Origin of the sequence: Pseudomonas moorei (genome assembly GCF_042846945.1) — a bacterium.
Lineage (GTDB): Bacteria > Pseudomonadota > Gammaproteobacteria > Pseudomonadales > Pseudomonadaceae > Aquipseudomonas > Aquipseudomonas moorei.
The window spans coordinates 5442290-5455396 of the sequence record NZ_AP035776.1; the positions used below are offsets into that span (position 1 = coordinate 5442290).

Annotated in this window: 10 protein-coding genes and 1 pseudogene; 2 read left to right on the forward strand and 9 right to left on the reverse strand. The window is 56.3% G+C overall.

Annotated features, from left to right (window positions below; translation table 11 throughout):
- Nucleotides 1-419: 419 nt before the first annotated feature.
- From ACGJAX_RS25385 to ACGJAX_RS25420, 8 genes and pseudogenes are all read right to left on the reverse strand, one after another.
- Nucleotides 420-803 (reverse strand): VOC family protein, encoded by a 384-nt coding sequence (locus ACGJAX_RS25385; RefSeq protein ID WP_390956595.1) that lies wholly within the window; start codon nucleotides 801-803, stop codon nucleotides 420-422.
- Nucleotides 804-898: 95 nt separating this feature from the next.
- Nucleotides 899-1735, reverse strand: a pseudogene (locus ACGJAX_RS25390) (zinc-binding dehydrogenase); the annotation flags it as partial.
- A gap of 87 nt (nucleotides 1736-1822) precedes the next feature.
- On the reverse strand, nucleotides 1823-3586 hold the full coding sequence (locus ACGJAX_RS25395) for an SIR2 family protein (protein ID WP_390956596.1): 1764 nt from the start codon (nucleotides 3584-3586) through the stop codon (nucleotides 1823-1825).
- Nucleotides 3587-3775, reverse strand: a complete 189-nt coding sequence (locus tag ACGJAX_RS25400) for a hypothetical protein (protein ID WP_390956597.1) — start codon at nucleotides 3773-3775, stop codon at nucleotides 3587-3589.
- 151 nt (nucleotides 3776-3926) lie between these two features.
- Nucleotides 3927-4229 carry a hypothetical protein gene (locus ACGJAX_RS25405; protein WP_390956598.1) on the reverse strand — a complete coding sequence of 101 codons (303 nt, stop codon included), beginning with the start codon at nucleotides 4227-4229 and terminating at the stop codon, nucleotides 3927-3929.
- A gap of 200 nt (nucleotides 4230-4429) precedes the next feature.
- Nucleotides 4430-7063 carry a CHAT domain-containing protein gene (locus tag ACGJAX_RS25410; RefSeq protein WP_390956599.1) on the reverse strand — a complete coding sequence of 878 codons (2634 nt, stop codon included), beginning with the start codon at nucleotides 7061-7063 and terminating at the stop codon, nucleotides 4430-4432.
- 16 nt (nucleotides 7064-7079) lie between these two features.
- Nucleotides 7080-7934, reverse strand: coding sequence for a hypothetical protein (locus ACGJAX_RS25415; protein ID WP_390956600.1), 855 nt, complete (start codon nucleotides 7932-7934; stop codon nucleotides 7080-7082).
- A gap of 326 nt (nucleotides 7935-8260) precedes the next feature.
- A complete protein-coding gene (locus tag ACGJAX_RS25420) occupies nucleotides 8261-9082 on the reverse strand; it encodes a GIY-YIG nuclease family protein (protein WP_390956601.1) in 822 nt (273 codons plus the stop codon).
- Between the two features lie 202 nt (nucleotides 9083-9284).
- Here ACGJAX_RS25420 and ACGJAX_RS25425 point away from each other — a divergent pair, with 202 nt between their 5' ends.
- Nucleotides 9285-9491 carry a hypothetical protein gene (locus ACGJAX_RS25425; protein WP_390956602.1) on the forward strand — a complete coding sequence of 69 codons (207 nt, stop codon included), beginning with the start codon at nucleotides 9285-9287 and terminating at the stop codon, nucleotides 9489-9491.
- A gap of 787 nt (nucleotides 9492-10278) precedes the next feature.
- On the forward strand, nucleotides 10279-11430 hold the full coding sequence (locus tag ACGJAX_RS25430; RefSeq protein ID WP_390956603.1) for a hypothetical protein: 1152 nt from the start codon (nucleotides 10279-10281) through the stop codon (nucleotides 11428-11430).
- A 267-nt stretch (nucleotides 11431-11697) separates the two neighbouring features.
- Here the strand turns inward: ACGJAX_RS25430 and ACGJAX_RS25435 are convergent, their stop codons facing one another.
- Nucleotides 11698-13107 carry an efflux transporter outer membrane subunit gene (locus tag ACGJAX_RS25435; protein WP_390956604.1) on the reverse strand — a complete coding sequence of 470 codons (1410 nt, stop codon included), beginning with the start codon at nucleotides 13105-13107 and terminating at the stop codon, nucleotides 11698-11700.

Here is a 13107-nt window from a genome sequence, read left to right on the forward strand (position 1 = left end):
AAGCTGCCACAGACTGATAGCTATTACGCATTTCTCACTAAGCGTCCTTAGAAAGTGGAGGTGCAATCCCATTCGATTTCCGTCCGAGAGGTGGACTGCTGTCGGGTGGAAAGCAGCTTACGTGACAGGCAGTAATCAACTATGGATTTCGGCCAGTCATGATGGAGCATCGCCGACATGTCAGGCCGCCGAAGAGAAGTAACGCACCAGGAATTTATTGGACAACGAAATGCTTGGCGGCGGACAAAATCCGTCCTGTTATGGCAAGGAGGCGCACACATAGAGGATGATGGATTACACCTTCGTGCAGTACGTGATGTTCAACACAAAGACTGCTAATTCTTCTGCGCATTTACCAGTTGGCAAAAGCTGAACAGGATGGGTGAGGCCAGCGGGACCAAGGCTGGCCTCGTACCAGGTTAAGCTGGTTTGAAGCAATAAGCGGCCAGTTTGTTACCGTCTAGATCACGGGCATAAGCTGCATAGGCATTCGGTGCCCAGCCACGAGGTCCTGGCAAGCCCTCACACGTGCCGCCGGCGGCCAATGCTGCGGCATGGAAGGCGTCGATTGCGGCACGGGTTGGTGCCTCGAAACTGACGGTGACACCATTGCCAACGCTGGCAGGTGCGCCGTTAGCCGGCTTCAGAACGAAGAAAGATGGTGCGTTCTCGCCCCAGATAGAGCCATTGTCTCCGAGATCTGCGATACGTTTTTGGCCAAGTTTGCCCAGTACGTTGTCGTAGAAACTGCGGGCTTTGTTCAGGTCGTTGGTGCCGACTGTAACGTGAGTAAAGACACTCATTTTATAGCTCTCTTTGGTAGAAACGAGGTGGGTTTGCGTTGCAATTTTGCCGGGACACGTTCGCCCTGGCGATTCATCGCTAGATATCTGCTGACTTAGCGATCGAAATGAATGACTGTGCGGATGCTTTTACCTGCGTGCATCAACTCGAAGGCCTGGTTAATGTCTTCAAGCGGCAGGTTATGGGTGATGAAGGTATTCAGCGGAATTTCACCGTTCTGTGCCTTCTCGACGTAGCTCGCCAACTCTGTACGACCTTTGACTCCACCGAATGCCGAGCCGCGCCAGACGCGACCGGTGACTAGCTGGAATGGACGAGTGGAGATTTCCTGGCCAGCGCCGGCTACGCCGATGATAGTCGACTCGCCCCAGCCCTTGTGACAGCACTCCAGCGCCGCGCGCATCAATTGCACATTGCCTACACACTCAAAGGAGTAGTCCACGCCGCCGTCGGTCATCTCGATAATGACGTCCTGAATGGGTTTGGATTGCTCCTTTGGGTTAACGAAATCGGTGGCACCCAACTCGCGGGCAATATCGAACTTGGCTGGGTTGATGTCGATAACAATAATCCGGCCGGCCTTCGCCATCCTGGCACCGATGATCGCGGCCAGACCGATGCCACCGAGACCGAAAATGGCGACGGTGGCCCCCTCCTCGACCTTGGCGGTATTGAGCACGGCACCGATGCCGGTGGTGACGCCGCATCCGAGCAGGCAGACCTTTTCCAGCGGAGCATCTTTGGGGATTTTCGCCAGGGAAATTTCCGGCAGGACTGTGAATTCGGAGAAGGTCGAGCAGCCCATGTAGTGGTAAATCGGCTGCCCCTGGTAGGAAAATCGTGTGGTACCGTCCGGCATCAACCCCTGGCCCTGGGTGGCACGTACTGCCTGGCACAAGTTGGTTTTTCCTGAAGTGCAGTATTTGCACTGACTGTTGGCGCTGACGCCGAATTGAACCAGTGGCCGATGCCACATTGACCCAACACCAATCGGCAAAAATCCAGCACTGATAATGGTTCACGAGATAGGAGCCTGGGTCAGTGAAGTTTCGGTAACTGGGTCAATCCTGCTCTGGCGATAACAGTCATGGACGTTCTCCGTCGAAAGCACAATCTCCCATTCAACCAGATCCTTGAGCTCCGCAGCCTCTTGACCTTCTTCCTCGTCAGAACCCAAGTGGTACGGTTCACGCAACGAAACGCGTGGTGTAAGTAAATCTCGCAGTTCCATGCGCAGGGCGTTGGTGAGCCCATCACGATTAAAACGATCTCGCCAACGGTATAGGTCTAGTTCGCTGATCCAGGACTTACCTCGTCCACGGAGCAGTAGTCGCCAGAGGGTACGCATCCAAGGGCCTGGAATGGCGTTAGGAGCACCGACACGAATGCGCTCCAACTCGTCCATTTTTCCCTCGAGCTCCAGCTTGGCCAACGCCTCTAAGCGATGCTCAATCCACGACCCCATCTCGTCGTGTAAGCGGCCTCCACGCTTGACGAGCCAAAGCACTAGTTTTGGGTCGTTTAGGTGGCGGATTAACCACCTCGCCAGCTCTCTCATAACGGTGTCCCACTCGCTGCCGCGAGCTCCAGCGTCGGCGACCGTCATGAGAGGGGCTAACTGATAGGGCGAGGGCCTGGACAGCAAACTGAAGGCGAGTTTTCCATCGACTCCGGTCTTTGGTGGAACACCGTAGCGACCCAGGTCAATATGGCCGAAGCGCGCTTGACTAAGCGGCTCCAACCAATCGAGCGAAGGCACAGGTTCAAGTTCGGCAAAGCGTTTAGCTGGCAGGCCGTTCAGATCACTCAGTGCCCAGAGTAGTCGGCTGACAAAGTCGTCCTGTGTCGTGCTTGCCAGAGGTCGGGCAATCGCGCTTTCAACGACGATGCGTTCCTTGCCGCGCACACCGTCGCGGTAGGTTTCCCCCCATGCCTGCAAGGTCTTGTGCAGGTAGGCATGGCGGTTGTGCTCCATATAGAGAATCGGTGTAACGTTCTTGGCCTTCCACTCGTTGGAGCGAATTTCCTCTTTGCCCTTAGCGTAACTGCCGAAGGCGTACATCTCCGGCGGGGACTCGCCAAGAAGACGATCGGCTGCGAGGGCATCCATCATGTACCGAAGAACTGGATCAGCGATGCTGTAACCCACAAAACAGACGGTGTAATTGCGAAACAGCTCGCTGACGAATCGCGCTGCCCATCGCTCGGTGAGGTATGCCAGGCCAAAATCACCGCTGGAAATCACCAAGCGATCCAGCTCGCTCGTTGTGGGGGCTTCGCTCAATAGACCGTGAAGATAGACCAACCCGTCCCAACGGTTTTTCGGCACGGGTAACAGAGGCGCTTTAAACGGGTGCACCGCAAAGGGTGCCGCGGGAATGACCTCCTCGAACAAACGGTCGAAGTTGGTCGTGATCAACCGCATGCGTCCGTCGCGGGTCCTGCCCAGGTTCAATAGAGCTCTGTGAGTTGCCGTGGCCTTTGGCGAAGTGAGATCTGGGTTGAGAATGTCCGCCATTGTCCGCCGAACTCTCTCGCGCCCGACGTCTGCCTCTAGCAGCCCCACGGCGGTGTCGTACTGTTTGGATTTGATCGCCGCTTGCTGCACCGCACTCGGGACGGGAGCCAGCCTGCTAAACAACTTGTCCACTAATCCCCCGAATCCCGGCAAGCGTGCGGGGTAAGAGATGCCCGCGCCGCAGAAAAACACCACGCGCCCCTCCTCGTGCGCCTGCAGCAAACGTTCTGGAATGTTGGGGCCATTTTGGACGAACTGTGGCATTCAGCGGACCTCGAAAACCATCCGCACCAGGGTAGCTGACAGCAGCGAGACGCCGGCTTCAGTGATGGCGGGGGGCTTGATCTTTAGGGAAGAGACATTGCCGGGCAGGCGGTCGATGATATTTCGGTTGGCGCATTGAGCCACGGAGGTTTTGCCGGTATCAGGCTGCTTGGTCAATCCATCTCGCATTGGCACTCCCTGTGTACTTTCCTGACGGCATACATTACGAAACGACCAGTCTGGCACAACAGTCAGCTACATGCGCGGTCGGCGCTGGTGGTTTGACCTGCGCACAACCATTGCGGACTCATCCTCCCGTGGTGTATCGCCGGTCAGGCGATCACTCCTCGGATTCCAAAAAGATCCGCCACATCCCGTACTGCTGACCTTCCTTCCAACTGCCTTCCAGCCGGCGACCATCCGCCAGATGCAGTGTGCCGCTCGCCTCAAACCCTTTACCTCGGATGATGTAATGCCCTTCCCCCTCCACTTCCCCGATGTACTCAACGAGCTCGCCCTCGTTCATGTATTTGACGATCAGCTGCTGGGGCGACATCTCGACGATGCACTCCGTTTGCAGCTCTGCGGGAGCTTGGGGATAGAAGGTGTCCATCTGCGACTTGGCGAAACGCTGAGTGCTCATCTTGCTGATGTCCTGATTACGTTGTCTGGTCGTGTGCGCATCGGGGCGCGGATCAGGATAGTAGAGGTGCGCAGCCGGCGCAGACAAACGCACAAGCGCGATTGGAATCACCTCAGGGCCCAATGCGCTCGTTCCCCTATCCGAATAACTTAGACATTTAAGTAGCCTATGGTGCGTTACTCTTGCAGGTGCGGAACCACCTAAAGTTGGGATTTCCCTCCGACCAAGACGAAGGGCGCCCAATCGCCCGGTAAGTCAGCGCCCAGAGCTTCATTTTGCCGAGCCTCACAGAGCGCCATTCGCAGGGCCTCGGCGGTACTGCGTCGGCCCCCGTCACCCCGCTGGCACTGCGCGATCGTCGGCTCACCTAGCATGAGTGCTACGAGGCGTGGCGTCACGAAGGCTGCCACGTCGTCGCGGACAGTCCATTGGGACAACAGAACAGACTCTGCGCCTGCGCGGAAGAACGCAGTTGCGAAGCTGGCTAAGGCGTCGCCCGCGGCCTCGCCGCTGGACCCGGTATTGCAGGCGGACAGAATGACGAGCCAGGCTTGCATCTGCATTTGCATGATTTCGCTTAGTGTTAGGAAACCGTCGTTATCGGCCGGTCCATTGCGCCGTGGCCGCGACAGTACGAGGGCCGGCTCCTCAAGACCGAAGTCCCCGCGCATCAGACCATGGGTGGCGAACATCAAAACCTCAGCTTGGCTTAAGGGTCGATTGGTGCGTGCAGCGGCGCGAACCCTGCGTTCAGTAGCACTATCCCTGAGCAAGAGGCGGGACGCATTACTCGCCGCGACGCCCTTAAGCTTTGAGATAGCCTGGAGTTCGCAACGTGTCCCCGGTAGGGGCAAAAGCGCAAGCATCGGGTCGCCGGCTGACCCGCCCCGAACGCGCCGACTACGGAGCGCGAACTGCGCACAATCGGCAGCACGGCCTGACGTGTGGGTAGTACCGAGGAGCGGATCACCCACGCCGAACAGTCTGATCTTGCGGTAGGTGTGCTCCGTTGAATTTGAATCAACGTAGCTGTAGATCGAGGGATATATCGAGATGGCCTTCTCTAAGCCTAACCATTTTGTGGAGGACGCCGGTGCGGGGCCGCGCCCTGCCTGCGGCCGGTCCATCGGCAGCGCACCGAAGGGTATCGAAGCGTACTCGCCCTGGGGCACGATGATTATCTCATCGGCCTTTGTAACCATCTCCCGAATGATTGGATCGGCGAAAATCTCATCGAACACGCGATAGGCGATCGTGGCCTCGAATTGGTCGTTTCGTAATGGGCAGCGCCCGACGGATTCAAGCTGGAATTCGGCGATGAACTCCTTTTTCAGGCGACCATAGGCGGCCCCCATCCTTGAGTCTTCGGGGAACTCACAGCACATTACTACGTCCAGGGCACACCGGAGATTCTCGATGTCGGTACGCAGGGTTTCACGGTCAGTTCCTAGCGCAGCCCATGCTTTCCTCTGCTCCCCAATCGCCCAGATGCGACCGATACCTGCTCCGGCGTCAGGACTGATCATGATGAGCAACTGTCGCGGGCCTAGAGGGGGCAACGCGCTCATAGCGTAACTGGGCGGTAAATCTCGATCGAATTGCGCCCAGAAGGCATTGTGCTCAGCTTTCGACACAAAGGAATATCTGGGATGCACGAGGCGTTCGGTGTGGACGTGGACGGCCAGCGACGCACTAGACGATTGATAGTCCTGTTCGACTTCAAACGCGCTGGCTATGTCCGACGGGCTACCAGAGCGCAAGAGCGCACGCAGGATGATGCCGCTCAGTACCTGGAACGCCTTCATCCTCGGACTGGTCGTCGGGCTCCCCGGATTACGGATATCGCTCTCACTGTAGGCCGGTTTAAGATCTCCTATCATGTGCACGTTCAGGGCAATGCGCACCAATTTCACCAGGCGATCCGGATCGAAGTTGGCACGCTCCAAAAACTCGAAGTATTCGATGAAAGCCAGCGCCCTTTGATGGGTATAGGACAGGCTATCGAGGAGGCTACTCTGCGCGATCGCCGTCTGGAAAATGGCATGGGCCAGTTCCTGCTCGCCTGCCGCTTCTTTGTTCCGGGCCACCCACACCAAACAATCTACAAATGGAGCTGCCCTCGGATAGTTGTCCAAATACTCCTCTTCTAGGTAGGCACTGAACGAATCGGAATGGTAATTTGGATTTGCATTGGGCTCGCCCAACCGATCGAGTTCAGCGATCACATCCCCTACGGGGCCAGGTACGATTCTCGGCTTCGGAGCGACCTCATCCCACAGCGTGCCTTCCACGCGCGGGGCGCCCAAGAAGAAGGTCTGCTCACGAGCCGCCGCCACGTATAACTTTAGCGCGTCCAAATAGCCCGCCGAGGCAGCGGCAGCATCGCCGGTTTGCTCCGCAAGGAATGCCCGTTCACAAAGGACACGCGCCTGCGCTACGCGTGGCAAAGACGAGGGCTCCTGAAGTGCCGATGCAAGTGTGGCACTGGCCTCGCTATAGTTGCCCTGCTTGAGGAAAATAGTTCCACGAGCGGCTACTACTTCTGCGCTTGAGCCCAAAGGCGCCAGCAGACGCTGGGCTTCGGCATGGCGACCAAGCTGCGATAGTGAACTGGCCATAAGGATTGCCGCGGGCACCGCGTCCGGATCACGGCGATGTTTCACCAGATACGGCAGAACGAGCGCCACTTCCTCTGCGCCGCGCTCCCATTCACCCATTTGAACTAAGTAAGCGACATTGCGAGCGCCCGTGGTTGATTTACCTGCCTGTGCCTCACCGCTCAGTAACACCGCGACGGCGGCGAGCACTCCCAGACCGAGACGAATGCTTCGCATGCCGTCTTTCCTCGCCCTAGCCCTTCAGGCCCTGTTCGAAAAGCAGTGCTTCGAGTTCGCGACGCTTCAAGAGGCCACGCGCCTGCGGATCGTCCTCCCAGATTCGCGTCATATTGCGGATCTGGGCAGGAATGGCCGAAAAATCGCGCTTAAGCATCAAGTCGTAAATCGCGCGCATCTCGCGGCGGCGATCAGACTTTCGTGAAAGGCTGGCACCTCGGTTATAGATTAGCGAAACCAAAGCACCAAAGGAGTCCGACTGCAGGTCCTTACAGTTCTGAAACGTATCCTCAGTCTGACCCGCCACGAACTGGAGGTACGCATCGAACTGAGTGTTTGACTCTGACCATCCAACCTTGTTAACGCTCAACTCCTTGACACGTTGTGCGGCAGCTTTGCCTTTCAAACCGCAACATTTTGCGAGCCTTTCCACCGTGGTATTGGGAAGTAAGCCGTCCCAGTCTGATCGGAAGGTTGGGGCGTTGGTGTACCCGAGATCGTAGCCGATACCAATGGTCACGCCCGACTCCCCCCCTGGCCAGATCGGGCTCTCGAGCCGGGAGCGGAAGTTAGCCTCGTTGGTCACCTCGCATGCGACGATCAGACTTCTGGCCGGGTTTGAGATCAGGCGTTTGCTCTGACGGCCGCGATAACCACCCTGCGAACGAGACGTGTCACCTGGGAAGACTTCGAACTTCTCACGGTAGGCCCCCATATGGGCGAAGTCATCAGCTGCGATCGCCTTCGCAAGCTCAGCCTCGAATGGCGAAGCCGACGTTTGAGCTCTAGTGGTAACGGACCACACCACTGCCCCAAGCAGTACCAAAACCTCGCGCCGGGTCAACCCGTTGTGCTCGATCAGATTCTCCATGCATTCCTCCAGAGAGCAGACTTTTGGTGAAGGCTCTTCCGCGCTTCCAGGGAGGGTTTAAAAATTACTCACGGTGGCGCGTCTACAAGAGCATAGAAGGTCTCGTTCGATTCGAAAGACTGTTCACATAGGTCGATTGCCTATCCAGCCAAAGAGGTCTTGGAGGCAACTGGTTGTTCAATTGAAAATGCAAATTGCTACCTCGGGATGGCAAATTGAAATTGCTTTGCATTTTTCTATCCAGCTCCAGGTGTTGCTTTTCACCTGACACCGCCACGCCTCAATACGAGTTGTGGCAAGCCGCCGTCAAAAGACCTGGATGATGGCTAGTTGAGGTTGTAACCATGCGACCGGGTTAGCAGAATTTCCTTCCAATGACTCTCGCGCGCATCAATTTCCCCGGGCATCGCGTGCAGGTCTGCGATTTCCAGTAATGAGAATCGCAGATCCTTTTCACGTTCAGGCGGAGCATCAATGCCAAACTCCCGTTTAAGTGCCACGTTGTGGCCATGGCTGGTCGTCGAATAGGTACACCAGCGCCCCCATATGCCGGTTTCCCCGTCGGCCTTGCCCACGTAGAGCTTACCGGTATGCGTATCGGTGATGAGGTAGATGCCCTTGACGCTCGACAGAGCGGATCGCCAGGAATCAACGTTCTGCTGCACCACAACATCGAGCTGACTTTTGGTCAGGTTGACCTTTTTGAAACCGGGGAAATGGCCAATGCTGAGGCGTTCGGCCAGCAGCTCAGTCACCGCCAGGTCCCCAGCCAGGGTTTCACCGTATGGGTAGGAGTTACGTTTGGTGTAATTGCTGCTCAGATACAGCCGCCCCACCCACTCTTCGGCCGCCGGCACACGCTCCAGGGTGTAGATGTAGTCAGGCTTCGGGCCGTCTCTTTCGACACAATCCATTGTCTTAAAAAGACCTCCAAACAACCAGCGGGTTGGACTCCCGGCCTGAATCAGCGAAACCACGTAGGGCAGCTTAAAATTGCGGTTGCTTTGACGGCTCTGCCACTCGTCGAAGCCTCCCTGTATGAACACATCGAGCGGGTGATCCTCGCCGTTGTACCTGGCCAAGTGGACCTTGGCCTGTTCCGGCGTAAACGTCGGCTCCCACAGTTTCAACAGATCGAACAGATTCACTACAACGCTCCCCAGACGGTCAGAATCGCGAGTGTATTCCTTGAATTTGCAGAGTGCATCGACGGCTTGCGCTCTATCCGGAGCTGATAACATGAGCCGTGGTAATGGCAAGTGGCCCAAAGGCGTTGGCAGTAGAATTTACGGTCACGCTGATTGCTTTAAGCGCTTCGGACCATCTACTGACTGACCAAGGAAATTAGCCATGACGCGCGCACGGTCTCAGGATCAGGAAGCCGAAGCAGATCGCCTTGCAGGCGAGCATGCAACGTTACGTGACTGGGCCATCGTCGACGCTTCAATTTTAGCTGGCTATCAAGCGGTTGCCGGCAACGAACTGCAGGATGGGGTGAGTTATCCGATCTTGATCGTGCTCGATCCGAGCATTCTGACATCACCAGTTAAGGTCTGACCCCACCCAGGTACACCCCAAGCCCAGCCGTCAAACGTTGGGCGGGAATCATAGGTGAGCATCAAGACGGCGTTGCGGGCCGCTGATGATCGATAGGATTTGTGTTCAAGGAGGTAGGAGCAACGTGACATCCATATTGTTCATCCAATCAGTGATATGGACACTGTGCGCAGCAGCACTCGGGATTTCGTACTGGAACTATTCGCGCTACGTTGTGGCGAAGCGGGACCCTGAAAAATCTAAGCGCAACCTCAAAATGGCTTTGTACGCGAGGAGCGACGCTGCCATCGGAGAAGCCGAGTTTTCGAAGATTGAAAGCGCCCACTATCGTCCTTACCAGACGCGCTTCAGAGCTGCGCTCCTCGTAGGCCTGAGCTTTACGGTTGCAGGTCTGGCTCACCTGTTCGCATAGTCGAAAGTACCCTCCGACTGGACCGCAAATTGATCCAGTGCACTAGAGCTCGGCTGCGCATTTTTCATCGCATTTTTACCCCACTCGGAGTAATTGACGGATGTCCAAGTCACGACGTGTCGAATTTTTAAAGGCCACGCGCATTATCCTTGCAGGCAACGCGGGCCATATGTGTTCTTTCTATGGTTGCGGCAGGCCCACCAACGGTCCCGAAATCAAAGGCGATGGTTCCGTTGGTGTGAAAGGGGTAGCAGTGGCTGCGCACATCTATGCAGCTTCTCCCGGTGGTCCTAGACCACCAGTTGGCCTTACTGACGAAGAAATCAGAGCAGAATCGAACGGCATTTGGCTATGTCCCGATGACGCGATGACGCGATGACAGTGGATGCTTTTCAGTTTGAATACCCTGCTGAGTTCCTGCTGGAGATGAAGCAAGTTCGAGTCTTCGCGCAGAGCCTGGCATTGCAAAATCCGACCGTTAGCTTTATGGCCCACTCCATAGGCATGAAGCGACTTGACAGCATTGTTCGCCAACATCTGCCTGATCTGGATAAGGAGAAGATCATTGAGGCCGTCAAAGCGGCCTACATGCGGACAGAAATCGTTGATTCAACGGCTGAGCTCCCCTTTCCGACTGCAGCCTTCGCGCTCTCAAGCGTCCATACGCTCAGTCGTGTCATTCGGGAGGTCATGGTTTGCGCAAAACACAGATTGCAGATCGAGGACCAGGTCTGGAGAGACGTGATTGCTGACTGGTCCGTGTACTTCGGCAAATTTCACCGGCCCCCGCATGAGCGCGTCGCGCTATCTGGTACTGGCTATGCAAAGATCAGCGCCCGCAATCCCAAGACTGGCGAAATTCTGAAAGACGGCGTCAAGACGGGTGCCTTTGTAATGCTCTCTGACGGCGAGGACCTCTTCAATCCGATGGACAAGCATGTCCTGCTACAGCACACATTCAAGCCTTTCAATTCGCTTGAATGGAAATTGAATGTGAAGCCTGCGTTTGGCACCTTCGAGGTGGAGAGTGTGCTTACCGTCTACAAGGATGTTAGCCCCCGCCACGGCGTGTTTAACAATGACCGCGAGTCGTTCGAGTCATACGCGGCTGTGCTCGAAAAACTCAGCCAGGGCTGGGAACCTATTGGATATGTTGGCTTGTCGGTGGGTCAAGACAACGATGATGGCAACTACCATCCAACTCCCGTCAGCATCGTCTGCCAGGTTGAACCTGAACAGTTCGAATCCAGGAATCGCCGATGCGAACGCGTCAAACTGGGATATGAAATTGCGGACGAATTTGGCGCTACCATGAATTTCACACCAGCGTTCTTCAATCAGTCGATCACTGATACTGCGCTATCAGAGGCTGCCGCGGATTTTCTGACTCAGCTGGGCCCAAAGCCATGGCATTTGCTTTGCACCTCAAAGCCGATCATGCGAGTGAATGACAACGTGGAGATGTACTTCCAGCTCAAGCATTCGGTGTTGAGCGCAGAGACACGGCTCCTGAGGCGCTTCACCTGACGCATCTCCCCGCCCACTGCGAAACGCTGGCCATGACCTATCACTAAACTGCACTCGCCCGGGCGCCCACGATGCCGATGCCGATACGTTGTTGGCGCTGACGCCGAATTGAACCAGTGGCCGATGCCACATTGACCCAACACCAATCGGCAAAAATCCAGCACTGATAATGGTTCACGAGATAGGAGCCTGGGTCAGTGAAGTTTCGGTAACTGGGTCAATCCTGCTCTGGCGATAACAGCTATTTCCTATTGAGTGACTCCAGAGCTACGGTGTCGGCCATCCACCACCCAGTGCGCGGTACAAACGCACACGATCTATTGCTGCCTCAGTTGTACTGTCCACAAGTTGAGTTTGCGTTGCAAGCAACGCACTTTGTACACCAAGCACGTTAATGAAGTCAGTCGCACCGTGGTTATAGCGATCACGTGCAGTGCTGAGTGCGTCCGTATTGTGCTGGACGGCTTGTTCCAAAGCAGCGTGATGCTGTTTTTCAGCCGCGTAATCAGTCATTGCGTTGTCAATTTCATGCCAGGCACCCAGGACTACGCGTTGATAATTCAGAGCAGCCTCTTGTTCCTGACGCTTGCGCAACTCCAGTGTTCCGGTCACACGCCCCCCCTGAAATATCGGCAGGTACAAGCTGGGACCATAGGACCATTGGCGTGAATTCCAAGCGCCAAGGTCCGATCCATTCAACGCTTGAAAACCAAAACTGGCTCCCAGACTCACTCGTGGATAAAAGTCCGCCTCGGCGATTCCGATCGCCGCAGTGGCCCTGTGCAGCGCGGCTTCACTCTGTTGAATATCCGGGCGGCGCTGAGCCAGCTCGGATGGCAATCCCAGGGGGACATCCGGAGCTGGGTGCGGGATCGCCTTCACGTCATGCAATTCTTTGGTCAACGCTCTCGGCGGCTCACCCAGTAAATAACTCAAAGCATTGATCAGGCCATCCTGCTGGGCCTGCAAGACAGGCAATGTCGCTTCAATCGTTGCTACTTGCGCAGCGGAGTTAGCGGTATCCAGATTAGTAGTCACGCCGTTGTCGAAACGCAGTTGAGTCAGCTCGGCGCTTTGCTGTGCGATCTCCAGGTTCTGGCGCGCAACGGCGAGCCGCGCTTGCACTCCACGCAGCCGGATATAGTCCGTGGCCGTTTCCGCCGCGATACTCAAAAGCACGCCGTCGCGCTGCGCTGCTGTGAGCTGAATATCAGCGTCAGCGGCTTCCACATTCCTGCGCACATGGCCCCACAGGTCGATTTCCCAACTGGCATCCAGGGTCGCAGTCCACACTTCATACGGCGCTTTGCCATTGAGGTTTGACGCGTCCAGCAGCCCCGTCTGGCTGCTTCGGTCGCGTTGGTAGCTCCCACCCGTGCTAACGCCCGGATATTGCTGACTACCCGTCACTTGACGCAGCACTCGGCTTTGCTCAAGGCGACTGCTGGCCGTGCGCACGTCCAGGTTCGACTTCGCCGCACGCTCCACCAGCGACGATAACTGATCATCACCAAGCTTTTGCCACCATTGGCTATCTACTGGCCCTCCTATCGACGTTTCGGCCCTGGCGATCGTGGACCAGCTTTCAGGCAGTTGGGGCTGAGGCTTTTTAAAGTCGGGTCCCACGGAACAGGCGCCAACACCGATCAGGGCCAGGGACAACAATGCGTGCTTCAT

Bases quoted from the DNA above. Each gene is read 5' to 3' on its own strand.
- ACGJAX_RS25400 (WP_390956597.1), bottom strand. From the start codon at position 3,775: ATGCGAGATGGATTGACCAAGCAGCCTGATACCGGCAAAACCTCCGTG.
- ACGJAX_RS25395 (WP_390956596.1), bottom strand. From the start codon at position 3,586: ATGCCACAGTTCGTCCAAAATGGCCCCAACATTCCAGAACGTTTGCTG.
- ACGJAX_RS25410 (WP_390956599.1), bottom strand. From the start codon at position 7,063: ATGCGAAGCATTCGTCTCGGTCTGGGAGTGCTCGCCGCCGTCGCGGTG.
- ACGJAX_RS25385 (WP_390956595.1), bottom strand. From the start codon at position 803: ATGAGTGTCTTTACTCACGTTACAGTCGGCACCAACGACCTGAACAAA.
- ACGJAX_RS25425 (WP_390956602.1), top strand. From the start codon at position 9,285: ATGACGCGCGCACGGTCTCAGGATCAGGAAGCCGAAGCAGATCGCCTT.
- ACGJAX_RS25435 (WP_390956604.1), bottom strand. From the start codon at position 13,107: ATGAAGCACGCATTGTTGTCCCTGGCCCTGATCGGTGTTGGCGCCTGT.
- ACGJAX_RS25415 (WP_390956600.1), bottom strand. From the start codon at position 7,934: ATGGAGAATCTGATCGAGCACAACGGGTTGACCCGGCGCGAGGTTTTG.
- ACGJAX_RS25405 (WP_390956598.1), bottom strand. From the start codon at position 4,229: ATGAGCACTCAGCGTTTCGCCAAGTCGCAGATGGACACCTTCTATCCC.
- ACGJAX_RS25430 (WP_390956603.1), top strand. From the start codon at position 10,279: ATGACAGTGGATGCTTTTCAGTTTGAATACCCTGCTGAGTTCCTGCTG.